Raw genomic sequence first — 23967 nt, 5'->3', positions numbered from 1 at the left:
CACCCCCACCGCAATCTAGTATAAACATTCCCTATAATTAATACTTATTCGACAAATCACAAACTTTACCTGCCTTATTTGTGAAAAATTACTTATTTTCGTGAAAAAGATTAATATCATATAAATCTTTAAATTTATTAAAGAGGATATGTCTGTTTTTCCATGCAATATCATTTTTCCAAAGATCCTTACTCCTATCTATAATCTCACATCGCAAAGCATGAAATTCCTTTTCCGCCTTGTCCATCTTTTTTTTGTAATAAAGCATCCCTCCATACATAAAGGCAAGTAATAGTATACAGACAATGATAAATTCACTTTCAAAAAAATAGTTATACATGGACATAAAAGAATACGAATAGAGAGGAAGAACGTTCTTATATACATAGACAACCAGAATCGCTGTTAAACCTAAGGTAAGGTAAATAAATAAAAAATGACGGGTTTTATAATGATCAAACTTGCGTTTCCTTTTGACCACATTGTTGAGCATTATTTTTGTAGCCTCATCGGTATGTTCGTCCAAATCATGAATATGCGCTTCCATAAACCACCTCTCCTTTTCATACTCATGTTTATGAAAAGGAGAGGTCAATTATGAAACTCTTGTCCATTATTTATTTAGCTGTTCCCTATACATGCTTACTAGTACTATAACTATTATAAGACTGTTTTTCCCTTGCCTGATTGCTTATTTATGACAAATCCAAGGATTAAATCAATGGTGAAATGCATCACGATTGTAACAAATAAGTTGCCTGTCCATTCATAAATCATTCCAATAAAGAAACTTAGCAATAAAATATTCACAAACAAGTAAACATTATATAGATACCTTATATGGATTAGTGCAAATATGAGGCTGGCCATCCACAAACCAACATACGTTTGAATGATTCCCCTGAATAATAATTCCTCACTAAAAGAGACTAGTAGGACAATAAAGATTAGTTGCCGACCATTCAGAGACCTAAAAATACGTTGATTAATTCCACCATCATTAAAATATCTCTCTGGAAGATACCTCATCGAAAGTAAGTCATAGAGAACCACCAGCAATCCGGCTGGGATTCCAATAAGAAGGATAGACCAATCTTGAAAATCAAATAACAATAAAAACTCCTGTATATCATCAAAGACCCATATACCCAAAAAAGAGGAGATTATAAGCAAAAGCAATTGTGTTTGAATCAACGCCTTGTATAGCTCCTCATCTTTCAGCTGACTTACGAGCTCTGCCTGTTTATTTTTCATAGTTTACTCTGCCCTTCCAGTAAATAATTGTTTCAATTGCATTCGCCAATTTTGATCTTCCCGAGGGATGTCTTGCCGTTGTTTTGGAAGGAAACCGATCAGTTCATCTAGTGTTGCTCCACACCGGTCACAGCAAATCTTTGTTTTATTCTGCAACGCCTGATTAAAATAGGAAGCGATGCTGCTCTTTCTGCACTCAGTGGAAAGAATCCATTTTTTTAATAGATAAAGTTTCATAAGTTTTTCTTTTTTTCTTTTTTCCAGTTCTGTATCTATCCGCTCAATGCGGTCATACGGATCAAGAATATTCCCCTTTAATAAAGCCTTATTTAATTCTTTTACCCGTTCCATTTTGTCATCACCAATAAACTCCTCATCTGTAAGATTGGAGGCCTCATGATGAATCACCCATTCAATTTCTGAACGGTTTGGAAAATCCCTTTCAATCAGATGGGAAGCTTGCCATTCATCTCCTTCTGAATATAACAATATGGCCACTGCCGGCAATCCATCTCTCCCTGCCCTGCCTATTTCCTGGACATATGCTTCCACACTCAAGGGCATGTTTACATGAAAAATAAATCGTATATCATTTTTATTGATTCCCATACCAAACGCATTGGTGGCCACGATGATCCTTAGTTGCCCAGATAAAAATTGCTGCTGAATCAGGATTCGGTCACCAGTTTCCATACCGCCATGGTAATAAGCAACACCGTCAAACCCCTTTTCCAATAAAAATCCGCTCAATTGTTCAGCAAGTTTTCGGCTGGATACATATATAACCCCTGCACCTGGCACTTTATTCAGCGCATCAATTAAAATCTGAAGCTTATGCTGATAATCAGCTGCTTCTTCTACCAGGATACTGATATTTTCCCTGTTCACACTATGGATTACTCTCGCTGCATCCTCCATGCATAAATTTTTTAAAATATCCTCTTGAACCTCAGGAGTAGCTGTTGCTGTTAAAGCTAAGGTCAATGGGTTATCCAGTTCTTTCCTAATCCGGCCGAGCTGCAAATAACTCGGTCTGAAATCATAACCCCATTGGGATATACAATGCGCTTCATCGACAACAAACAAGGCAATATTGAGCCTTTTTAATTTATCCAAAATAAATCTGGATTGCAGCATTTCAGGCGAGATATATAAAAATTTTAATAATGGCAATGACCTCAGTACCATATCCCGTTCCTGCAAGGTCAAAAATGAATTTAAGGAGGCAACCTTTTTTTCACCTTTCGCCTTCATTTGTTCTACCTGATCTTGCATAAGAGCCAATAATGGTGAAATGATAATAACCAATCCATTCATCAAGTATCCGGGCATCTGAAAACACAAGGTTTTGCCCGTCCCGGTTGGCAGCATAGCTAGTGTATCTTTGCCATCGATAATGGATTCAATTACTTCCTTTTGTCCGGTTCGAAACGTTTGGAATCCAAACATTTTTTCTAATTGAGCTTCTAGCGGCTGCATACTTACACTTCCTTTATAGTTGCCATAACGAGCCTAATTTTAAAATAAGTTATCTCAGATGGAAGGACCATTTTTAACGATCTTAGCTGTTTTGTTTCATGAGTAGCAATTGCCTGTTTAATTTGCTCTTTCTCTGTCTCACTTACAAAATCATCTATCGGAAAATCTGGTACGTTTGAAACAATCTCAACCAGATGATCTTCAATCGTATTCGTCTTTAAATTCCGTACGGCTGCAACTTCTTCTTTTGACATCCCGGCTTGAAGCATTTTTAACGTTCTTTGTGTAGAAGCAGTTAAAAGAGATTGAACAGGTTTACCTATTAGAACAAGTTCTTTCAATAGTATATAAGGAGACTGAACACTGGCTTTAAGCATATAATGAACAGTATCCCAAAAGAGAAGTCTTGCATAAAATACATCTATATTAAGCTTTCGTGCAGCCTGTTCGATTGTTAAACCCGCATGCTGGTGACCCGAAAAAGCTAAAACAATCAATTCTGCTCCTGTTTCATTTACTTTACTTAATAAATCTTCAAGCTCCTGAAATAGAAGCTGCCCCAGTTCCAATGAAGAGAGAGGAATCTTTTTAAATAATTTTTTCACTAACAATTGTTCCTCTTGATTACGGGAAACAGGGATGAAAGAATGATTGCCATTTAGTAAACAGGAAGACGTTTGCACCAATAATTGCAGTCTTATCCAAAACCCATGAGCTGCATCTTGCAAGGTACGGCCATCCAGGTTAGTGAACGAAGGATAATCATTTACCCAAATGTTAAGCGCTTGTTTACCATGCTCTGTACAAACATAGGTGTTGATTCCTGTTTCTTTTATATATCCTTCTTTGATTAATTCACTAATCTTTTGATCCCATATCTCTCTTTTTAACTTTGGAAGAATACCAAAGAACTCGGATATATTAAACAAACGTGCATCTTGAATGGGCTGTGAGGATTTTTTTCCATTTAGTATATGTAAGGGGGAATACACCGTTCTTTGCCCCTTTAATGCATTTATTAAATACAGTATTAATCCATCAAAATATGGTATAATCATGTTTTAACCCCTTTATTCTACCTGTCTGTCACTTTTTATCTTACCAAATAGTTGTACTCTCATGCTTAAAATTCAATAGCCTATTTTTCCTTAATTCGCTAAAAACACGCGAAATATTGGCTATTGAAAAGTTATACCATGAGTTTTACAATAAGGTGAGGGGTTTGATATCCAGTTCGGTATCAAAATATATATTTTTTTACCTGGGAGGTATTTAGCATGGCTAAATTTACTATTGTTGACAAAGAAACTTGCATTGCTTGTGGTGCTTGCGGAGCAGCAGCTCCAGATATTTACGATTATGATGATGAAGGTATTGCATTTGTTACTTTAGATGATAACCAAGGTATTGTCGAAATTCCAGATGTTCTGCTTGATGACATGATGGATGCTTTCGAAGGATGCCCAACAGATTCTATTAAAGTTGCTGACGAATCCTTTGATGGAGACGCATTAAAATTCGAATAGTCTCCCCATTAATAAAAGCCTCTGCGGTTTCGCAGAGGCTTTTATTTAATCTATTTTATACATTTCGCACTACAGATTGCTTCGAAAACCAACCCTGCATTTTAGTGAATAACAGCATAAATACAATGGCTATTAAGGTTCCTTTTATTAAATTGAAAGGAATGATCGCCGTGGTGATCATTGCTCGAATCTCTGTACCAGACATGTTCCAATTCATTAACACACTGTAGCTTGGCAGTAAAATGAAGTAATTGACAAGACTCATAAATACAGCTAATACGATTGTGCCTCCTACTAGTCCGTATACCATGCCTCTTTTAGTGCCGATTTTTTTATAAAAATAGTAGGCTGGAAGGATAAACGCGACGCCTCCGATAAAGTTAGCAAAATGACCAACTGGAATTCCTGTATCGCTTCCTGTCATGATGTAATCCAAAATATTTTTTAATAATTCAACCAGGATACCCGCAATCGGCCCAAAAATGATGGCCGCAATTAAGGCTGGAATATCACTGAAATCAATTTGGAGAAATGCCGGAAAACCTGGGAATGGAAAGTTTATAATCATCAAAACATATCCAATCGCACCCAACATCCCAATCGTAACCATTTTTTGAATCTTACTTACACCACTGCTTTTCATTATTCCTCTCTCCTTTAGGTTTTGGTACTACCTCTTCCAGAAGAAAGGCTCTGCCTAAAACGTCAATCATGAAGCCATGCCACAAAAAATCCCTTTATCTTTATTAGATAAAGGGAGAAAAGGCAATGTGAAACAAACGTTCATGAAAGATTGTTTTTTGAACGTTAACAGAGACCTCCATCTTCTCCCATCCAGACTATACTGTCGGCTTTGGAATCACACCAAATCCTGCCTTTACAGGCTCGCGGGCTTAGATTATACATCATCACCGCCGGTAGGGAATTACACCCTGCCCCGAAGATAGACCGTATTTAATTGGTAAAATGGCTTAAGAAAATAATCAGGCTAGACATTCCACCTGTAAATTTAACTAGACCATTTCTATATTGATTTTATCCCAATAAACTAAATAATACAAGAGATTAAAATCACTATATGAATAGAACAAAAAAATATATATTTGTAAATATACCTTAAACTAATGGTCTCACCTCTTTTATCCGACCACCTAAGTAGTTCAAATTATAAAAATTTAAACTTTTTTTAGTATCAGCAGCAATAAAATTTAGATTCTTCTAAATTTTAAAATAGTAAGCGTTTGCAATACGGAATCTTGATTGACACATAGATTATAAGTCTTGTAGAGTGGAAACAAGATTAAATACTTCTACAGGATGGTGACAAGATTGTTTAAAGTACTCATAGCTGATTCAATAAAGCCTGATGGTTTAACACCATTCGTTGGCAGGGATGACATCGAGGTTGTCCAAAAAAAGATAGATGAAGTAAGCAGTGAATTGCATCTGTTTGATGCACTTTTAGTCAGAAGTGCTACAAAGGTAACAAATGATTTGCTTCACAAAATGACAAACCTAAAAATTGTAGCCCGGGCTGGCGTAGGAATCGACAATATAGATGTTCCTTCCTGTACAAATCGTGGAATCATTGTGGTCAATGCACCTGATGGCAATACCATTTCTACCGCTGAACACACTTTTGCCATGATGGCATCCCTGGCCCGAAACATCCCTCAGGCACACCAATCTTTAAAAAATGGCGCTTGGGAGCGAAACCGCTTTGCCGGAGCTGAATTAAAAGGTAAAACGTTAGGAATCGTTGGGATGGGGAGAATTGGAACTGAATTATCCAAACGGGCGAGAGCTTTTCAGATGAATATTTTCGCCTTTGATCCTTTTATTACGACAGATCGGGCAAAAGAATTAGGCATAACGGTAGGTTCACTCGATAACCTGCTTCAAGTATCTGATTTCATCACCGTCCACACCCCATTAAACAAGGATACAAAAGGATTATTAAATAAAAGTACGATACAAACATGCAAAGATGGTGTCTATCTTATCAACTGCGCCAGAGGGGGTATAATTGACGAGGACGCTTTATATGATGCTATTCTTGAGGGAAAAGTAGCCGGAGCTGCACTGGATGTATTTGTAGAAGAACCTCCAGTGAATAATAAATTATTGTCCTTGGATCAAATTATTGTAACACCTCACCTTGGAGCGTCCACTGCGGAAGCACAATTAAATGTGGCTAAGCAGGTGGCAAAAGAAGTAGTCTCATTTGTGGATGGAATACCAGTGTCAAACTCCATCAACCTACCAGCTATACCTGCTGAATTATTTAATAGAATACAGCCGTATTACCAATTAGTGAAAAAACTTGGCTCTTTCCTATCCCAATATATAAACGAGGGCATAAAAGAAATTTCCATTACATATGGCGGTGATTCTTTTGATTTTGATTCATCGATTTTAACAAAATCACTTGTTTCAGGATTTTTTAAAGAACGGGCTGATGTTACCATCAACGAAGTAAATGCCCTGTTATACGCTAAGGAACGCTCCATCACCATAGGTGAAAAAATCTCAAACGAAACATATGGCTATTCAAACAGTATAACGGTAAGAATTAAAGGCGAGACCAGACAAATTGAAATGAAAGCAACCTATATAAAAGAATATGGACCGCGTATCATTGCCATCGATGACTTCAAAATCGACTTTTACCCTGATGGCCATATCCTATATATCCAGCACCACGACAGACCAGGTGTGATTGGCATTGTCGGTAAAAAACTTGGCGATCTTAATCTCAATATTGCCACCATGCAGGTAGGACGTAAAGAAGCCGGCGGCGAAGCCATTATGATTCTTACATTTGATGAAAAAATTCCTCATTCTGTCATAAATGAACTTGCCGGCAATGATGAAATATCCGTCGCCAAAGCAATCAATTTGAGTGAGGTATAAAATAATAAGTCCAGTGCATTTCATAATTTATTAGATTGAGAGATGCTCTTGTTAAGTCATCATTTATAATGAGAACAATGCCCTATATAATCTTGTATAGCCGACTATCAAAACAAAAGAAGATGGGACATAACTTATAAACGATCCTGATTTATCGACTTTGTTACTTATTAAAGTGTTAAGTTGGAAGAAAAGTACGTTCCATTGCGCGCTTACTCCACTGGCCTTCCGCGGGGAGTAAGGCTTTAGCCTCCGTTACTTCCCGCAGGAGTCGGTGGCTTCCGCTCCATTCCACTAAGTTTAATAATGGTATACAAAAGTAACCAATCTATGAGTACAAATAAAAATTCGAACTATTAGGCGAAATATTTATCAAAATATCACCTAATAGTTCGAATTTATCGTTGACTGAAATACGTTTGTCCCAGCCTCTTTATTATTTTCTACGTAGAAAATCTAGCAATGAAGTTACTATTTTCCCTTTAGTTATAAATTTGACCGCCGGCACAGTTGATGATTGAGCCCGTTAATAATTTACCATTCTCTATCGCAAAAATCATTGCCTCTGCTACTTCATCTGCAGTTGCAGCTATATTTGGAGCTGTAGTTGCTTGAATAGCGGCTCCTATTTCTTCTGTATATGTTGTCGAAGCAGCTGCAGAGATATTGGTTGGCATCGTATTTGGAGCTACACCTACCGCATATATTCCGTTGTTTTGAAAATCCTGAACGATTGATTTTGTCATCCAGCCAGTGCATGTTTTGAAGCTGAATAAACTCCGTTATATGCAGTTGTTTTATAAGAATTAGTGGATACAGTATTGACGATTGTTCCTCCTCTATTTTCTAGCATGACAGGAATAACGGTTCAATACCAAGGTATACGCTAATGTTCATTAAACGATCAAATGCTGTTTTTTCGCACAAGTCTGATACCTTATCATTTATACGAACTTCACAGTTCGTTATCACACAAAAAGGCCTCATCACTATGATGAGGCCTTTATAGATCCCTTAGCTATGTTTTTGATTAAGCACATCTGTATAAGATGTTTTTATTTCCGGCACTTTTTTTGTCCATGTTTCTTCCAATTGTTCGAGCGTTTTCCCTTTTGTTTCCGGCACAAATTTCCACACGAAGATGGCAGACAGGATACTCATCAAGCCATAGAATCCATACGTGAACCCTCCGCTAAATTCCATCATCATCGGATAGGTAGAAGATATGAAATAGTTAGCTGCCCACTGAGCAGAAACAGCAATTGCAACAGCTTGTCCACGTATTTTATTTGGAAAAATTTCAGAAGTTAAAACCCAGCATATTGGCCCCCAGGACATCATAAATGACGCTGTATAAATGATGATAAAAATCAATGTTCCAATACCAATAATATTAGAAAAAGCTAATCCGGATATGCCAATCATTCCCACAGCCATCCCGATAGAACCGGTAATTAGTAAAGGCTTTCGTCCCCATTTGTCAACAGTCATAATGGCGATAATGGTAAAAATGACATTAACCAAACCCATCACGATTGTCTGTAGCATGGATGCATCTTTAGCTGCGCCCATACTTTCAAATATACGCGGAGCATAATAAAGCGCAACATTGATTCCGACAAATTGTTGAAATACTGAAAGCAGGATTCCAACTACAATAACCAATTTTCCATAGGCAAATAACTTTCCATTGGAGGCAGTTGTATGAATTGATGATTTTATATCCCGTAAAATAGATTGGGCTTGGGTTTTACCGTTAATTTTCGTTAAAATGTCCAATGCTTTCCGATCTTCATTTTTCAAAGCCAAATAACGAGGCGTTTCCGGTACCATAAACAGTAGAAGCATAAATAGCAAAGCTGGGATTGCTTCTGAAGCAAACATATATCGCCATCCAATATCATTAATCCAGGAAATCGACTGTCCGTCTGCAATTTTCCAATTGACAAAGTAGACAACCAGCATACCAAAAATAATGGCAAACTGATTAAAGGATACTAGTTTTCCTCGAATATCAGCAGGTGCAATCTCTCCTATGTATATAGGAACAACTGCAGAAGCCAAACCGACACCAATTCCTCCAATGATTCGATATAAATTAAATGTTAGCAACAAAGCAATAGTTGGTTCTCCCATTGTAAAAAATAAAAATTCAGGATAAGCTGAACCTAAAGCTGAAAGAGTAAATAATATAGATGCTATAATCAATGAATTTTTCCGCCCAAATTTCGAAGAAAAATATCCTGATATAATTCCACCAATAATACAGCCAATCAAAGCACTTGATGTAGTTGCCCCATGCACAAAGGAACTTAAATCAAGGCTATCGATAAAATAGACCTCCAGTGATTTTTCCGCACCAGAGATAACGGCTGTATCATAGCCAAAAAGAAGACCCCCGATGGCGGCAATCAGTGTTAAAAATACAATGTAAAAAGAATTCTTTCCCCGATTAATCATAGCTGCTTTCCCCTTTTAAGTTTGTTTTAGCTAACTCACTATTTGTAAACCTTTACATTTCATTAAAGACCATGTTAATTATAGAGTAACGTTTTGCTCCGATAACTAAGCGTCCATCCTAGCTATGTGATTAAAGAATAAATCCTCTGTTTTTAATGAACCGCATCTAATCCATATATCAAAGTTTAGGCTATCTAGGAATTTCATACCTTGCTAAATGTGGTTGAGTACGTATTTTTAGTAATGAATTAATCAAAGCAAGGGCAGAAGCAGCTTATCCATCAACTTTAAGATTATAATATTTAAATGCATATGGATTTGATGAATCGGATTCTTCGTTTACTTGTTTAAAAAAGACAAAATGATTCATTGATTATTCCTCCTAGTTGAAATCGTTTTCATTTTATTATATTTCAAATTATAGCAACGAATACTTTGTTTGTCTAATAGATAAACTAAGTATCTTGATATATAAAACTAAAGATCTATATTAAATAATCAATAGTAATTCTTTTTTCCTATTTTATGTAATGGAGCTTAGAAACCTCCAAATTTCTCATCTAAATATTCAAAAGAAAGATAAATAAGTATAAAAAAACTAAGCAGCTACCCCTCTAACAATAAACTGATTGTAGAGAGAATATCGCTTAGTTTTATAGATTAAGGTTCTTCCTATCAACTTAATAAGTCACATGACTCTCATGTTTAAGAATTTGTTCATGCAATGTCTCTCTAACAGCACCTGGCCCTTGAATCAGGTGTTTGAAATAGACTTCTATTTTGTTTCCCAAGCCAACATCATATAGATTTACTCCAAAAATTCGTTTGCTTGAAAGTATAGGCTGTAATTGATTATTAACTGATTCAGGTTGACCAAACTTGATTCCATAGAGATACTCCTGCAAATCTTCTAATAGAGGATCGGGACTGATAGCTATTCTATCTCCCCTATCATTCACGCCAAGAAGATAATGATGTTTGATAACAGTAACATGCTCCAAATTTCAGGAATCTGAATGCAAAAAAGCACATCACCTAAGTGATATGCTTTCATCAAACAGTTCCTTGTGTAACAAGAATTATCTTCTTAATTCTACTTTTTCGCTGGCAGGAAAAATGTAAATGTCGTACCCTGTCCAACCTTGCTGTAGACATCTATTTTACCGCCATGACCATGAATAATATTTTTTGCTATTGCAAGACCAAGGCCTGTGCCAGATCTACCTCTTGTTCTTGCTTTATCAACCTTGTAAAATCTTTCGAAAACAAATGGAAGCTCTTCCTCAGAAATACCTACGCCAGAATCCTTCACGTCAAATTGAGTACCATTATCCAACGTTCTTTGGATAATTTGCACTTCGCCACCCTCATGTGTATGGCGCAGGGCATTATCAATCAAATTGGTAAATACCTGTTCAATACGGTCAGGGTCCAGCTCAACAAGCGCCTCAGGATGATCAAGAGTTGTATAGACATCAACATTTTTTTCCTGAGCTGCCCGCTGGAATTTTTTTGATATTCTACCCAAGAAACTGCCAACTTCTATTTCTTCCATATTTAAAGTCTGATGTCCTGCTTCCATTCGAGCCAAGTCCAAGAGTTCATTAACCAAGCGTCCCATTCTTAATGATTCATCATATATGACCTGTGCCATTTCTTTCTTCTCATCTGCTGTTTCCGCAATATCATCTATGATTGCTTCACTATAGCCTTGCAGCATAGCAATAGGCGTACGAAGCTCATGCGATACATTGGCAATAAAATCTTTTCGCATCTTATCAAGCCGACGCTCCTCCGTCATATCCCGTAATACAGCAACAGCTCCACGGATATCATTTTGACGATAAAGGGGATTCATAAGAATGACCCAATCGTGCCCCTGCGTGGTAACCTCGGCTATTTTAGCTTTTCCCGTTCCTTTAACCTCGAGGAATAGATTGCTTAATGCATCAGGGACTTGCATTCCAGACTGTTTTTTTTGATTGGTTTCATCCAGAAAACTATATCTTAAAAAGTCATCTGCTGGAGGATTTGTTACAAGAATTTCACCGTCTCTGTTAAACATGATCACTCCATCAGCCATATTAATTAAAATATTTGATAAATTCTCTTTCTCCTGCTGTAATGCAGTCATATTATACTTCAGCTGCCGTGCCATTTGATTGAATGCAATCGCCAATTCACCAATCTCATCATTTGTTAAAATGGGAACCTTCATGTCAAACTTGCCTCTGGCTAATTCAGATGCCGCTTCCCTCATTTTTCTAAGCGGAGCAGTCACTCTCGATAAGAGGAAGAAAGCAAAAATCGTTGTTAAAACGATTCCTATCCCGACAGCTATTAAAATAAAGATTGTCGTTTGTGCGTTTGTACTCTCACTCGAATCAACAGACTGAAATGCATAGATGGCTCCATCCATTCCATCATTAGTAATTGGAATTCCGACAATTGTACCCTGAGTAACATTATCTCCACCCAAAATAGACGATAGATAAGTGGTTTCTGAAACTTGTCTATCACCCACCAATGCCTTATTTAAGGTTTCATCACGAGAAAAGAGTTGATAAACTTCTTTCTTATTCATATCATTCAAACTGCTGTATATATTGGTATCATCAAAAATAATAACAATATCCTTATTCGGGTCGATGATTTGCCAAACAATTTGTGTTGATTGCTCGATATCTGAATGTTCCTCTAGAATCGTTTCAACTTGTTTGGCGGTTCGAAACAAAGAAGATTTAGCTTCCTCCATGCTTTGATTATGGAAAAATTCCAGCAGTAATACAGTTAAGATAAATAGAACGAAGGAAAACAGCAAAATAATGGTCATCCATAGTTTCCCGACTACACTTTTCCAAAACATTAGTCGTTGACTACCTCGAATTTATAACCAACGCCCCAAACGGTTACAATCATTCTAGCTGCATCCTCAGATACTTTATTTAATTTTTCTCTTAATCTTTTAATATGTGTATCAACGGTACGTAAATCCCCAAAGAATTCATAGTGCCAAACTTCTTTTAGCAATTGTTCCCGGTCATACACCTTATCCGGGGTTTTGGCGAGAAAGTATAATAGTTCATATTCTTTAGGTGTTAATGCAACCTCTATACCATCCGCCAATACTCTATGCGCATCATTATCGATGGTTAGATGATTAAAGACGACAACATCTTTAGTTGAGGTCTCTGATTGAATATAGGAATTTTTTGATGACCTTCTTAACAATGCTTTCACTCGTAAGACTACTTCCCTTGGACTGAAAGGCTTTACGATATAATCATCTGTGCCTGCTTCAAAGCCTTGCACTCGGTTTATTTCTTCCCCTTTAGCAGTCAACATAATAACAGGCGTTGCCTTTTTTTCACGCAGTTCTTTACAAACCTCAATTCCATCCTTGCCAGGCATCATTAAATCCAGAAGGATTAAATCATAATCATGCGCCAAAGCAAGTTCTAAAGCATCTTCCCCATTAGCAGCCTCATCAATTGTATATTTTTCACGCTCTAAATACATTTTCAATAGTCTTCTAATACGGTCCTCATCATCCACTATAAGCAATCGTATGTTGTTTTCTTCCATCACCCGGACCTCCTTAAGCATCAACTAATAACTATACAAATTTATCCACGATATGTGTTTTATTATACATGGATACCAAATATTTAGGAATAGAAAAGTGAATATTTACATAAATAAAGCTATTCTATAAAGTTAAATTTATAGAATAATACTATCAATCTTACAAACAAGATTTTTTAATATAAGATTTTGACTATCTTCCTACTGTCCGCATACTCTCATATGTACTTAACATCCGGAAAATCGGGATACAATTGCCAGCTAAAAGGTTAAGCTTAAATTTTTAAAAGAAGAGTTAAAACAAAGGGCTTCCATACTTGGAAGTCCTCTTTTTTCTTACATGCTTGCATATGAGTGTAATCCCACGATAATTAAATTCACCGCGATAAGATTAAACATAATGATAATAAATCCTATAACTGCAAGCCAGGCTGACTTTTCACCATGCCACCCCTTCGAAATGCGCAGATGCAGAAATGCTGCATAAAATAGCCATGTAATTAAAGCCCATACTTCTTTAGGATCCCAACCCCAAAATCTTGACCAGGCTATTTGGGCCCAGATCATGGCAAATATCAATCCTCCCAAAGTAAATACAGGGAATCCGATTAGAATGGATCTGTATCCAACCTCATCAAGTAAATCTAAATTCACTGATTTTGCCAATGGCTGTATAGCTGCCCCTATACGCTTACGTAAAATTAAACGTAGCGCTCCATATAGCACGACACCTATCATGATAGACCAAACTACTGTATTCAGTTTTTTTGAATTGATTATTAATGGCAATTCAATTAACGGATCCATCCCTGTACCAGAAACCAATTTTGCTTCCTTCGGGACAAACAACGCGGGCATATTATATTCCTCTGTTTGCTCTGCACCGCTCTTATTGACCCAGGTATATTCAGTTTTATAATCAGCTATCGAAAAAACAGTAGTAGATACAACAAAACCAATCGTACAAATTAATCCTAATAAAACGGCTTCCAGCCAAAACGTACTTTTTGATGCTTTCGTTTGATTAACAGCACGTATCAGATAAATTAATCCGGCCACAAAACTTATTGCTAAAATCGCTTCTCCCGCTGCTACAGTAGTAACATGTATATACAACCAATCACTTTTTAATGCCGGAATAAGTGGTGAGATATCCCGCGGAAACATGCTGGCATACGCAATAACTAGTAGCGCAATCGGAAGCGCGAATACCCCCAGAATGGCTGTTTTATATATGAAATAAATCAATATAAATGCTCCAACCAACATCATTCCAAAGAATGTTGTAAACTCAAATAGATTACTGACAGGAGCATGTCCTGACACTATCCAACGTGTGATAAAATAACCCAGCTGTGCAACAAATCCAATAATAGTGATAATGATTCCAGCTTTTGCCCATTTTTCATAACTCCACTTATCGTTCTTACCTTTTATGGATCCCGCAAATACAAAAGTTGCTATTAAGTACAGCACAAAAGCAATATATAGCAAATTACTGCTTAAAGTCGCCACTCTGTTTTCCCCCTCTTTCTTGAATCTCTTCCCCTTCGGCTTGATCATACGGTAATGGAATAGAAGTCCCCTCTAATATTTCATTAATCTCCCGTCTGATACCAAACCAGTTTTTATTCGTATGAGCGGCCACAAATATTTTATCCCCACTCTTTTGAATCCAAATACGTCTATGATTCCAATATGCCCCCTGTATTACACCAATCATAAAGATAAGCCCTCCGAGAGCAAGTATCCATAAAGTCAGATCTTTACGTACTGTTAAGACAGTTGCAAAACCAGTCTCTATATTTTTGAATTTAAGTTTATATTCGGTCTCACCCAATGGCTCAAGGGTTTGTTTAATCGCAACAAAGCTAACTTCTCCTTCTGGATGCTCTGGTGATACCATTTTGAAAATAAACGCAGGGTTATTTGGAAATCGACTCTTTGTTGTCGGCTGCTCATTCTCATTAAATTCAAAATCAGGAAAATAACTCTCCAGGTGCACGGAGTATCCATTACCCAGGTCATAGCTATCTTTCGGATTATTCAAATCAACAGTTAAGTTGCCATGCTCCTTTTCAGTTGCTTTATCAATTAAGGTGAATGACATTTTAGTCATGTTTTCCTCGTAGGATGTTTGATATAAAGCAAAGGAATCAAATTTCAAAGGTTCATTTACACGTATCGGATAATCTTTAACTTTTTTAAGCTTTACTTCTTCTCCTGGCAAGGTATCCCCTACCGCTTGATAAAGAGTGGCATCTGTTTGATAATTCTTCACGACCGTACCAACCCGGTCAAGCGTTGCCTCAAACTCTTCTTTTTCCTTATCTTTATCATAAACTTCTACCGTAAATTTATGGTTTTCAACAAAGTACTCACCATTCGTTCCCGGTACAGCTTTCTTTTCACCTTCTTGAATTCTGAGGTAATCATTCACATACATCCCTGGAATAAAACGCAACATTCCGCCAATTAAGAAAATGATCAGGCCTATATGATTAACATAAGGACCCCACCTCGAAAAACGGTTCTTCTCTGCTAAAATATTGCCGTTCTCTTCTCTTATGTTATAACGCTTTTCTTTTAATCTCGTTTTGATTAATTCATAGTTTTCTTTTTCCTCTGCTATATCAGCTTCACCAAAAATCCGCTGTCTGCGTAAAAAGCCCTCATTCCTGATTACTCTCTGATTCTTTAAAGCTCTAAATAGCGGAATAAAGCGGTCAAGACTGGCGATAACAAGTGAAACTCCTAAGAGGGACACTAACAGCAAAAACCACCATGAACTATACAAATTATGTAATCCTAACTCATAATACACTTCACCAAACCAGCCGTATTTACTTTCATAAAACGTTTCAGCGGGTTCTCCATTTGGAATATACATTTCTTGCGGGAAGATGGTACCGATAGAAGCTGCAATTAATGGAAGAATGATTAAGGTGACGCCAACCTTTACGGACGAGAAAAAATTCCAAATCTTATCAACTACTGATTTATTGTAGGTTTGCGATCTTCTTGCACTGCCTTCATATTTCATATCCAATAATTTTTTTTCTTCTTCTTCCTTATTGAGCACCTTACCGCATGCTTCACAAAATATCGTTCCATATGGATTAACATGACCACATTCACAAGTTATTTCCTTCATCCTTATTACCCCTTGTTATGGCTGTATTTTCTCCATCATCTTTTGAATCTTCTCTTCAGTTAAACTACCAGTAGTTGAATCTACGACCTTACCATTTTTATCAATTAAAAATGTGGCCGGCAAGGGATTAATCAGATACTGATGCTGCACCTGATTGTCCTTATCGATGACAACCGGAAAAGTAAGCCCATGTCTTTGGACAAATTTATTCACGACAAAATCAGATTCATTTACATTGACAGCTAATACCTGTACACCTTTATCTTTGAACACTTCATATTGACTTTGAATATAAGGCATTTCATATTCACATGGTTTACACCACGTCCCCCAGAAATTCAGAAACACTCCCTGCCCCTTATAGTCCTCTAACACATGTTTAACCCCTTCAAGATCTGTCAGAGCAAAGTTTGGAGCGGTTTCATTCATTTTAAGGGTTTTTTCCTTGTCCATGGTTAAACTCGAAAATACCACATAAATGACGGCTCCGGCCAAAAGGGCCAAAACCCCTATTCTCATCCATTTACGCTTTTGTTTGGTCAAAAAAGTCCCCTCCCGCTATGCTTTAAACACACAAGAATATAGCGCTGCCAGAAAGGCACTAATTTAGGGCAGCGCTACGGTTGTATTTACTTATCTTTATGAAGCGCCATAGAACGCAGTTGCTTTACTTCATGTGGTGTTAACTCTCTGTAATCTCCAGGACTAACACCGTGCAACGTCAAGAATCCATATCTTTCACGTTTAAGTTTGATAACGGGCATCCCAATCGCTTCAAACATACGGCGGACTTGGCGGTTTCTGCCCTCATGAATCGTCAGCTCTATAATAGAGGACTGTTTTCTGCGATCCATTGAAAGCAATTTAGCTTTCGCAGGGGCTGTTTTACCGTCTTCCAATTGAACACCACGTTCCAATTTCTTTATTATTTCGCGGGATGGAATACCTTGAATTTTCGCTACGTACGTTTTTTCTATTTCGTACTTTGGATGCATCAGGGCATTGGCAAACTCACCATCATTCGTCAGCAGGATCAAACCTGATGTATCGTAATCCAGTCTGCCTACTGGATAAATCCGTTGTTTGATCAGTGGAAATAAATCTGTTACGGTCTTTCTCCCTTTGTCATCGTTGGCAGCTGAAATGACACCTCTTGGCTTATAAAGCAGAAAATATACCGGCTCTTCCTTTTCTACAGGTACTCCACTTACCTCTATTTGATCATTTGGGCCAACCTTAACGCCAAGCTCTTTTACAATCTTACCGTTAACAGTTACTTTGCCTTCTACGATTAACTGTTCCGCTTTTCTTCGGGAGGCGATTCCTGCCTGTGCTATCACTTTTTGTAATCTTTCCATTTTAATCACCTGTCTAATTTTACTTTTTCTGTATTCTTTACTCAAATAATAGGCATTCTACCTAGTTGTTCATTATACTTTGTTTTTGCAGAAAGTGATATGTCCTATCACGCATATTATTTCATTACTTACTAAGAAACACAAAAAAATCGGCTTTTTATACCGATTTTTGTTAAATCTGACTATTTTTTTCACCTATTTTATCATTTTGTGACAATTTTGTGTCTATTGGAACATAATGGCAGCCAAAAGAATAGCCGCACCTATCCCGACGAGATCAGCTAACAATCCCACCTTTAAGGCATCCCCCATTTTTTTAATTCCCACTGCACCGAAATAAACTGTTAAGACATATAAGGTTGTATCTGTGCTCCCCTGGATGGTAGAAGCAACCTTCCCTATAAAAGAATCCGGTCCATATGTGGCAATCAAATCACTGACCATTCCGAGAGATGCATTTCCCGATATGGGTCTTATTAATGCTAAAGGCACTACCTCTGATGGCACACCCAAAAAGTTTAATACCGGTTTCATCCAGCCTATCAACAAATCCATCGCACCGGAAGCGCGAAAAATAGAAATGGCCACCATCATACCAATCAGATAGGGAATAATCGAAAATGTGATTTTTATCCCTTCTTTCCCGCCTTCCACAAAGCTCTCATAGGTCGGGACCTTTTTTATGGCCCCCATCACAAGGATGAGCAAGATAACCACAGGTATCATCCAAATTGAAATGGTCGAGATCCAGTGCATCAGTCCATCCCCTTTCTTGCTCTTTTCCAGTAGAAGTACCGATCTAAAATAATAGCTGCAATCGTTGCTATGACGGTTGCCAAAAAGGTAGGGCCGACAATTTCTGTCGGATTGGCTGAATTATAATGAATACGGATTCCAATGACCGTTGTTGGAATAAGCGTCAGCCCCGAGGTATTCAATGCCAGAAACGTAATCATAGAGCGGCTTGCTGTATCCTTTCCGCCATTTAAGTCCTTTAATTGTTCCATCGCCTTTATACCCAGGGGTGTTGCTGCATTTCCCAGTCCAAATGTGTTGGCCATTATATTGGATACTATATATCCCATTGCCGGATGATTTGGCGGCACCTCCGGGAAAAGTCTGGATACGATCGGCTTAGTCAAACGGGTTAAACTATCCAATAGACCTGCCTCTTCTGCGATTTTCATAATACCTAACCAAAAAACAAGGACACTCATTAAGCCGAAGCATAAGGTGACCGATTCTTTTGCGCTCTTAAAGATTGCTTCATTCACTTCCGCCATTGTTCCAGTAAACATCGCATAAATGATTCCAATTATACTGATTCCAACCCATATATAATTAACCATTTGAGTTTACACCTGAAAAAGTATAGAAGACGTCTTTCCATATACTGAAGACAGTTTGGTCTTTTTTATGTAGATAAACCGGTTTAGATAGTAGCGTTTGTCCATCAAGAATTAAATTTACCTTTCCAACCTTTGCCGGAAGATTTTTTCCTTTTTTCCACTGTTTTTTTGGCTTTTTCAGTTCATACTTTACTTCGACCTGCTCTTGTTCTTCTTTCGTAAGCGGGTAGGATAGTGATGATTTTAAATAGGCTTTATTTTTATAAAACCCTTTTTTTATCGCTTTTATTTTTCCACTTGGCACTACTTCAATTAATGTGTAATTGTTAAATCCAGCCTCAAAAAGAGCTATATGATCGGCCCAATCTGTAGAATCATCGATTGTAACCGTAATAAGATCCAATCCTTCCTTCGATGCGGTTGTTACTAATGTGCGGTGGGCCTTTTTTGTATACCCTGTTTTACCGCCTGTAGTGTATTTATATTTTTCCGTTAACAGTCTGTTTTTGTTTTTCCAAACACGGTCCCATACTTCGTTTGGGTTAGGTGCCCGATGGATCTTAGTTCCGGCAATTTTCTGATACATTTTATTCCCCATCGCATACTTGGTTAGGATTGCCATGTCATAGGCTGTGGAATAATGGTTATCAGAATCATCAAGACCATGCGGATTGGTGAAATGACTATTCTCCATGCCAATCCATTCTGCTTTTTGATTCATTAATGCAGAAAAACCCTCCACACTTCCTCCAACATATTCAGCAATGGCAATCGCTGCATCATTTCCTGACCTGAGCATAAGCCCATAGACAAGGTCGCTTAATTTTATTTTTTCTCCTACCTGCAAATAGATCGCCGAACCCTCTGCTTTTAAAATCGCATCTGTCACCGTTACAGTTTTATCCATCTTCCCCGATTCAATCGCAAGAATAGCGGTCATAATTTTAGTAATACTCGCTATCCTTCGTTTTGTATGGGCATCCTTCTCATATAAAATCCGACCAGTGCTCTGCTCAATCATAATTGCACTTTTAGCCCCTGTTTGGATTTTTTCAAGTTCTTGTGCTTGTGCAGAAACTGTTTTTACCGGCGAAAGTAAACTTGCCAAACACAAAATCACAATGAGGATGGTGCCTGCCAGCTTCCATAACAATAAGCGGATTGGATCGTTCTTTACTGAAAGATTACGTTTCGAGTTATATTTATTACGTTTATATTTGAAAGAGTACACTTTCACCCACACTCGTCCCCTTCATGTTTTTGTACAAGTCTATGCGCTTAAATTCTTAAATATTCGAAGTCAGGTTATTCAGGGGGAAGTGGTAGGTGAACCAAATTTGGGATGATGGAGAATGTCAGGGTTCTTCAGCTATATAATTACATGCAAAAAAGGCAACGAAACGTTTACGTAAACTTCGTTGCCTTTTACAAGCATCACTCTTTTTTTAATTGAACTGCGAACAGCATGAGAAAAGATAGTAAAACAATAGCTATAACCCACATCCACGCCATAAGCATATTGCCAGAGTCAAGGGCTGTATAAACAGCTATAGGAACGGTTTGCGTAACGCCCGGAATATTTCCAGCAAACATTAAAGTAGCGCCAAACTCCCCCAAAGCTCGGGCAAAGCTTAGAATACCGCCCGTCATAAGCGCTCTCGCTGCTAACGGAATGGAAACATAAAGAAAAACCTGCCATTTATTTGCTCCATCTACTCGAGCAGCATCCTCGATTTCATGGTCAATACCTTGAAATCCCGACTTAGCTGATTGGTACATAAGGGGAAAAGCCACAACCGTTGCAGCAATGACAGCCGCCCACCAAGTAAATATGACGGGCTTCTCAAAAATCCACTCAATGGCTTGTCCAATGATACTTTGCTTTCCAAACAAGACAATCAAAATAAATCCTACCACTGATGGCGGCAGAACTAATGGCAACATAAGAAACGTCTCAAAAACCGCTTTGCCTTTAAAAGATTTCATAGATAAATAGTGGCCAATGAAAGTCCCTGATACAATAACAATCATTCCCGAAACCACTGCTATTTCAATTGACAGAATAATAGGTGATAAAAAATCATGTAACATATTAAATTCCTCAATTCACTATGAATCCATACTCCTCAAATATGGCCTTTGCTCCTTTTAATTGCAGATAGTCATAAAATCTCTTTGCTTCAATAGGATATTTTGTATCGTTTAGAATACCTAAAGGATACAAAATAGGTGTATGGTGTTCTTTATTTGCCGTCGAGATGATTCTGCTTTTATCAGATACAAGAGCATCTGTTTTATATACAATACCAGCGTCTACATTACCTGTTTCAACGTACGAAAGAACTTGTCGAACATCATTTGCTAAAATGAGCTTACTCTCTACCTTATCCCATATTTCTAGCACCTCTAATGTTTCCTTGGCATATTTTCCTGCAGGAACAGATTCAGGAATACCAATTGCGATCTTATCGATTGTTCCATTCCTTAAATCTTCAAAACCACTAATTTGGTTATTTTCATTAGGACTAGGCGCAATTAAGACAAGTTCATTTTCTAATAAATTAATATGCTCCCCGTCCGCAATCATTTCTGCCCTTATTAATGATTCAAACTTATCTTCTGAAGATGAAAAAAACAAATCCACAGGAGCACCTTGTATGATTTGCTGCTGAAGGACACCTGAGCCAGCAAAATTATATGTAATATTTATTTCTTGATTTTCTTTTTCAAAAACCGCTTGAATGTCTCGCAGCGCATCCTGCAAACTAGCTGCAGCTGAAATTCTTAGCTCTACTTTTTCATTTTTTACTTCTTGTTCAGAACATCCTACCAGAGCACTGATTACAAGGAATAGCATTATAAAAAAGGATACTGATTTTTTCATGTAATCCTCCTTGATGTATACCTACTTAAACAGAAATCATCCTAAAATTCAGTCTTTTTTAATGAAAACCGTTTCTGATTTTCACTTAATCCAGTTTTGTCTCCTGGTTCCTCAAGGGTTTATGGATAGCTTAACCACCTATAAAGTTCATCCCTATCTTTTTTCTATTCGATAGCGTTTGTTCCGTCCGCTCATTAGAATAACGGTCCGCTCTTAATTCCCAAACCTGACGAATGCATTCCAGCAGTTCCTCATCTGTTGCACCTCTACGGATTAATTCTTTTAAATTATAGCCATTTGAAGCAAATAAGCACGTATAAAGATGACCGTTCGAGGAAACCCGAGCCCGTGTACAGGAAGAACAAAATGAATCGGACACGGATGTGATAAAACCAATTTCGCTCTTGCTATCTTTATAGCGATAGCGTTTAGCCACCTCTCCAAAATACTGCTCATCCACTGCCTCTAAATCGAAAACCTTAGACAGCTTTTCGTATAGTTCTTTTTTCGTTACAACCTCTTTTAAGCTCCATCCATTATCATTACCTACATCCATAAATTCGATAAAGCGTAGAGTTACGCCCATTTTTTTAAAATAAGAAGCCATGGGGATGATGTCATGATCATTGATTCCCTTTTGGACAACCATATTCACCTTGACAAGAAAACCAAGGTTAACGGCATTCTCAATATTCCTCAAGATAGCAGAGGGCTTAATGCCACGACCGTTTACATGACCGAATACTTCGTTATCTAAAGAATCAAGACTAATATTTAAACGTCTTAGTCCAGCATTGTATAAGTCATGAGCATACTTTGAAAGCAAAAGACCATTCGTAGTTAGACCAATATCCTCAATTCCCTCTATTTTTACTAATCTTTCAACTAATTCAGTTAAATGACTGCGTAATAGGGGCTCCCCACCTGTTAAACGCAGCTTCTTCACACCAAGCCCTGCAAATAAACGGACTGTCCGTTCTATCTCTTCAAAAGTCAAAAGCTCTTGTTTCGGTAAAAACGCATAATCATCTCCAAAAATTTCTTTAGGCATACAATATGTACAGCGAAAATTGCAGCGATCCGTAACAGATAGTCGCAAATCACGAATTGGTCTTTTTAATTTATCCAACAAAGGCTGTGAGGTCATGGTTATTCCCTTCTTTTCATTCGTTTTCCAGGTCATTAATAGTTTAAAGCGAAATTCCATTTATTCATTTAACTCTTATTGTCCTTAACAGCTGTAAAAACGGTTTTCTTTAGCCACCGCTAACAGGCGGAATAAAAACCACCACATCTCCATCGCTAATTTTCTCATCTTCAGTCACATATTCTTCGTTTATCGCAACGAGGACTGAATGCCTGTTGAAGTTTGGATAGCTTTCCTCTGCCCATTGCAGCAACTCTCGGACAGACCATTCCATTCGTGCGATATCCTCTTCCGCTTTACCGGTCAAGTCTCGCATACTTGCAAAATAGAGAATTTTTATCATTTTATTGACTCCTTTGATCATGGCTTTTTATGTTGATTGCCCACCCATTCTTCACCATTTTCCCAAATTTCCTTTTTCCAGATTGGGACAATTTGTTTAATCCGTTCAATCGCATATTCGTTTGCTTCATAAGCATCCTTTCTATGAGGTGAAGAAACAGCTATAACAACGGCTATATCTGATATTTCCAGTTGTCCGATACGATGTGCAATCGCCACTCGTGTATCCGGCCATTTCACTTCAATTTCTCTTCCGATTTCCGCTAGCTTTTTTTCAGCCATTGGTTCATATGCCTCGTAGGCTAAAGATAATGTCCGAACACCGTTTGTCCATTCCCTTACATGACCGGAGAACACGGTTACTGCCCCTGCTCCCTTGTGTAATACATAATCTGCATATTTTTGAACCTCTATTGGACCCTGAACTATTTCAAATGGTTTCATGATAATCACATCCCTGCATAATCTAGCATCCATCTATTCTATGACTCTTCTTCTACCGCCCACGACATATAT

At 37.7% G+C, this 23967-nt stretch carries 25 protein-coding genes and 1 riboswitch; of the genes, 2 read left to right on the top strand and 23 right to left on the bottom strand.

The features are described from left to right. Nucleotides 1-88 precede the first annotated feature (88 nt). From AC4D4B_RS00325 to AC4D4B_RS00310, 4 genes are all read right to left on the bottom strand, one after another. Nucleotides 89-547: a YpbF family protein gene (locus AC4D4B_RS00325; protein ID WP_490994049.1), complete on the bottom strand. Its 459-nt coding sequence runs from the start codon at nucleotides 545-547 to the stop codon at nucleotides 89-91. Between the two features lie 113 nt (nucleotides 548-660). After that, nucleotides 661-1254, bottom strand: a complete 594-nt coding sequence (locus AC4D4B_RS00320) for a CPBP family intramembrane glutamic endopeptidase (protein WP_490994048.1) — start codon at nucleotides 1252-1254, stop codon at nucleotides 661-663. 3 nt (nucleotides 1255-1257) lie between these two features. Continuing rightward, entirely contained in the window at nucleotides 1258-2733 is a 1476-nt protein-coding gene (locus AC4D4B_RS00315) for a RecQ family ATP-dependent DNA helicase (protein WP_490994047.1), read from the bottom strand. Between the two features lie 2 nt (nucleotides 2734-2735). Continuing rightward, on the bottom strand, nucleotides 2736-3791 hold the full coding sequence (locus AC4D4B_RS00310; RefSeq protein WP_490994046.1) for a YpbB family protein: 1056 nt from the start codon (nucleotides 3789-3791) through the stop codon (nucleotides 2736-2738). Nucleotides 3792-4010: 219 nt separating this feature from the next. Here AC4D4B_RS00310 and AC4D4B_RS00305 point away from each other — a divergent pair, with 219 nt between their 5' ends. Next, nucleotides 4011-4259, top strand: a complete 249-nt coding sequence (locus AC4D4B_RS00305) for a ferredoxin (protein WP_066107552.1) — start codon at nucleotides 4011-4013, stop codon at nucleotides 4257-4259. A gap of 55 nt (nucleotides 4260-4314) precedes the next feature. Here AC4D4B_RS00305 and AC4D4B_RS00300 read toward each other — a convergent pair whose 3' ends face one another. Then, nucleotides 4315-4902 (bottom strand): ECF transporter S component, encoded by a 588-nt coding sequence (locus AC4D4B_RS00300; protein WP_148629896.1) that lies wholly within the window; start codon nucleotides 4900-4902, stop codon nucleotides 4315-4317. Nucleotides 4903-5077: 175 nt separating this feature from the next. Further along, nucleotides 5078-5208, bottom strand: a riboswitch (FMN riboswitch). Between the two features lie 380 nt (nucleotides 5209-5588). Here AC4D4B_RS00300 and serA point away from each other — a divergent pair. Further along, nucleotides 5589-7172, top strand: coding sequence for a phosphoglycerate dehydrogenase (serA, locus tag AC4D4B_RS00295; RefSeq protein WP_490994045.1), 1584 nt, complete (start codon nucleotides 5589-5591; stop codon nucleotides 7170-7172). Between the two features lie 482 nt (nucleotides 7173-7654). Here serA and AC4D4B_RS00290 read toward each other — a convergent pair whose 3' ends face one another. From AC4D4B_RS00290 to AC4D4B_RS00205, 18 genes are all read right to left on the bottom strand, one after another. Further along, nucleotides 7655-7918 (bottom strand): hypothetical protein, encoded by a 264-nt coding sequence (locus tag AC4D4B_RS00290; protein WP_490998861.1) that lies wholly within the window; start codon nucleotides 7916-7918, stop codon nucleotides 7655-7657. Continuing rightward, nucleotides 7915-8025 (bottom strand): SDR family NAD(P)-dependent oxidoreductase, encoded by a 111-nt coding sequence (locus AC4D4B_RS00285; RefSeq protein WP_490998860.1) that lies wholly within the window; start codon nucleotides 8023-8025, stop codon nucleotides 7915-7917. The genes AC4D4B_RS00290 and AC4D4B_RS00285 overlap by 4 nt, the downstream gene beginning before the upstream one ends. Nucleotides 8026-8186: 161 nt before the next feature. Beyond that, complete coding sequence (gene xylE / locus AC4D4B_RS00280) at nucleotides 8187-9632, bottom strand: D-xylose transporter XylE (protein ID WP_490994042.1); 1446 nt, start codon at nucleotides 9630-9632, stop codon at nucleotides 8187-8189. 680 nt (nucleotides 9633-10312) lie between these two features. After that, on the bottom strand, nucleotides 10313-10633 hold the full coding sequence (locus AC4D4B_RS00275; protein WP_490994041.1) for a hypothetical protein: 321 nt from the start codon (nucleotides 10631-10633) through the stop codon (nucleotides 10313-10315). A gap of 92 nt (nucleotides 10634-10725) precedes the next feature. Then, nucleotides 10726-12498: an ATP-binding protein gene (locus AC4D4B_RS00270; RefSeq protein WP_490998859.1), complete on the bottom strand. Its 1773-nt coding sequence runs from the start codon at nucleotides 12496-12498 to the stop codon at nucleotides 10726-10728. Next, nucleotides 12498-13217 (bottom strand): response regulator transcription factor, encoded by a 720-nt coding sequence (locus AC4D4B_RS00265; protein ID WP_490998858.1) that lies wholly within the window; start codon nucleotides 13215-13217, stop codon nucleotides 12498-12500. Before AC4D4B_RS00265 ends, AC4D4B_RS00270 begins: the two co-directional genes overlap by 1 nt. A gap of 336 nt (nucleotides 13218-13553) precedes the next feature. Continuing rightward, nucleotides 13554-14732, bottom strand: a complete 1179-nt coding sequence (ccsB, locus tag AC4D4B_RS00260; RefSeq protein ID WP_490994038.1) for a c-type cytochrome biogenesis protein CcsB — start codon at nucleotides 14730-14732, stop codon at nucleotides 13554-13556. Continuing rightward, nucleotides 14713-16371: a cytochrome c biogenesis protein ResB gene (gene resB, locus AC4D4B_RS00255; RefSeq protein ID WP_490998857.1), complete on the bottom strand. Its 1659-nt coding sequence runs from the start codon at nucleotides 16369-16371 to the stop codon at nucleotides 14713-14715. Before resB ends, ccsB begins: the two co-directional genes overlap by 20 nt. Before the next feature lie 15 nt (nucleotides 16372-16386). Continuing rightward, entirely contained in the window at nucleotides 16387-16914 is a 528-nt protein-coding gene (resA, locus tag AC4D4B_RS00250; RefSeq protein ID WP_066107578.1) for a thiol-disulfide oxidoreductase ResA, read from the bottom strand. A gap of 86 nt (nucleotides 16915-17000) precedes the next feature. After that, the gene (rluB, locus tag AC4D4B_RS00245) at nucleotides 17001-17729 is read right to left on the bottom strand and encodes a 23S rRNA pseudouridine(2605) synthase RluB (protein ID WP_490994036.1); all 729 of its coding nucleotides are present in this window, start codon (nucleotides 17727-17729) and stop codon (nucleotides 17001-17003) included. Between the two features lie 225 nt (nucleotides 17730-17954). Further along, nucleotides 17955-18485 carry a spore maturation protein gene (locus AC4D4B_RS00240; protein ID WP_490998856.1) on the bottom strand — a complete coding sequence of 177 codons (531 nt, stop codon included), beginning with the start codon at nucleotides 18483-18485 and terminating at the stop codon, nucleotides 17955-17957. Beyond that, entirely contained in the window at nucleotides 18485-19078 is a 594-nt protein-coding gene (locus AC4D4B_RS00235) for a nucleoside recognition domain-containing protein (protein WP_490994034.1), read from the bottom strand. The genes AC4D4B_RS00240 and AC4D4B_RS00235 overlap by 1 nt, the downstream gene beginning before the upstream one ends. Continuing rightward, nucleotides 19071-20186: a serine hydrolase gene (locus AC4D4B_RS00230; RefSeq protein ID WP_490999047.1), complete on the bottom strand. Its 1116-nt coding sequence runs from the start codon at nucleotides 20184-20186 to the stop codon at nucleotides 19071-19073. The genes AC4D4B_RS00235 and AC4D4B_RS00230 overlap by 8 nt, the downstream gene beginning before the upstream one ends. A 326-nt stretch (nucleotides 20187-20512) precedes the next feature. Continuing rightward, nucleotides 20513-21169 carry a molybdate ABC transporter permease subunit gene (modB, locus tag AC4D4B_RS00225; RefSeq protein ID WP_490994033.1) on the bottom strand — a complete coding sequence of 219 codons (657 nt, stop codon included), beginning with the start codon at nucleotides 21167-21169 and terminating at the stop codon, nucleotides 20513-20515. Nucleotides 21170-21179: 10 nt separating this feature from the next. Then, entirely contained in the window at nucleotides 21180-21962 is a 783-nt protein-coding gene (modA, locus tag AC4D4B_RS00220) for a molybdate ABC transporter substrate-binding protein (RefSeq protein ID WP_490998855.1), read from the bottom strand. 130 nt (nucleotides 21963-22092) lie between these two features. Beyond that, nucleotides 22093-23109: a GTP 3',8-cyclase MoaA gene (gene moaA / locus AC4D4B_RS00215; RefSeq protein ID WP_490999046.1), complete on the bottom strand. Its 1017-nt coding sequence runs from the start codon at nucleotides 23107-23109 to the stop codon at nucleotides 22093-22095. A gap of 109 nt (nucleotides 23110-23218) precedes the next feature. Beyond that, nucleotides 23219-23452, bottom strand: coding sequence for a molybdopterin converting factor subunit 1 (moaD, locus tag AC4D4B_RS00210; protein WP_490994031.1), 234 nt, complete (start codon nucleotides 23450-23452; stop codon nucleotides 23219-23221). A 17-nt stretch (nucleotides 23453-23469) separates the two neighbouring features. Beyond that, nucleotides 23470-23895 carry a molybdenum cofactor biosynthesis protein MoaE gene (locus tag AC4D4B_RS00205; RefSeq protein ID WP_490999045.1) on the bottom strand — a complete coding sequence of 142 codons (426 nt, stop codon included), beginning with the start codon at nucleotides 23893-23895 and terminating at the stop codon, nucleotides 23470-23472. Nucleotides 23896-23967 lie beyond the last annotated feature (72 nt).

The sequence above is a fragment of the Pradoshia sp. Z6_59 genome (assembly GCF_058267515.1).
Note: the sequence above shows the minus strand (reverse complement) of the source record. Positions and strands in the feature narration are given on the sequence as shown.

Bases quoted from the DNA above. Each gene is read 5' to 3' on its own strand.
- AC4D4B_RS00325 (WP_490994049.1), bottom strand. From the start codon at position 547: ATGGAAGCGCATATTCATGATTTGGACGAACATACCGATGAGGCTACA.
- AC4D4B_RS00320 (WP_490994048.1), bottom strand. From the start codon at position 1,254: ATGAAAAATAAACAGGCAGAGCTCGTAAGTCAGCTGAAAGATGAGGAG.
- AC4D4B_RS00315 (WP_490994047.1), bottom strand. From the start codon at position 2,733: ATGCAGCCGCTAGAAGCTCAATTAGAAAAAATGTTTGGATTCCAAACG.
- AC4D4B_RS00310 (WP_490994046.1), bottom strand. From the start codon at position 3,791: ATGATTATACCATATTTTGATGGATTAATACTGTATTTAATAAATGCA.
- AC4D4B_RS00305 (WP_066107552.1), top strand. From the start codon at position 4,011: ATGGCTAAATTTACTATTGTTGACAAAGAAACTTGCATTGCTTGTGGT.
- AC4D4B_RS00300 (WP_148629896.1), bottom strand. From the start codon at position 4,902: ATGAAAAGCAGTGGTGTAAGTAAGATTCAAAAAATGGTTACGATTGGG.
- AC4D4B_RS00290 (WP_490998861.1), bottom strand. From the start codon at position 7,918: ATGACAAAATCAATCGTTCAGGATTTTCAAAACAACGGAATATATGCG.
- AC4D4B_RS00285 (WP_490998860.1), bottom strand. From the start codon at position 8,025: ATGCTAGAAAATAGAGGAGGAACAATCGTCAATACTGTATCCACTAAT.
- xylE (WP_490994042.1), bottom strand. From the start codon at position 9,632: ATGATTAATCGGGGAAAGAATTCTTTTTACATTGTATTTTTAACACTG.
- AC4D4B_RS00270 (WP_490998859.1), bottom strand. From the start codon at position 12,498: ATGTTTTGGAAAAGTGTAGTCGGGAAACTATGGATGACCATTATTTTG.
- AC4D4B_RS00265 (WP_490998858.1), bottom strand. From the start codon at position 13,217: ATGGAAGAAAACAACATACGATTGCTTATAGTGGATGATGAGGACCGT.
- resB (WP_490998857.1), bottom strand. From the start codon at position 16,371: ATGAAGGAAATAACTTGTGAATGTGGTCATGTTAATCCATATGGAACG.
- rluB (WP_490994036.1), bottom strand. From the start codon at position 17,729: ATGGAAAGATTACAAAAAGTGATAGCACAGGCAGGAATCGCCTCCCGA.
- AC4D4B_RS00240 (WP_490998856.1), bottom strand. From the start codon at position 18,485: ATGCACTGGATCTCGACCATTTCAATTTGGATGATACCTGTGGTTATC.
- AC4D4B_RS00235 (WP_490994034.1), bottom strand. From the start codon at position 19,078: ATGGTTAATTATATATGGGTTGGAATCAGTATAATTGGAATCATTTAT.
- modB (WP_490994033.1), bottom strand. From the start codon at position 21,169: ATGTTACATGATTTTTTATCACCTATTATTCTGTCAATTGAAATAGCA.
- modA (WP_490998855.1), bottom strand. From the start codon at position 21,962: ATGAAAAAATCAGTATCCTTTTTTATAATGCTATTCCTTGTAATCAGT.
- moaA (WP_490999046.1), bottom strand. From the start codon at position 23,109: ATGACCTCACAGCCTTTGTTGGATAAATTAAAAAGACCAATTCGTGAT.
- moaD (WP_490994031.1), bottom strand. From the start codon at position 23,452: ATGATAAAAATTCTCTATTTTGCAAGTATGCGAGACTTGACCGGTAAA.
- AC4D4B_RS00205 (WP_490999045.1), bottom strand. From the start codon at position 23,895: ATGAAACCATTTGAAATAGTTCAGGGTCCAATAGAGGTTCAAAAATAT.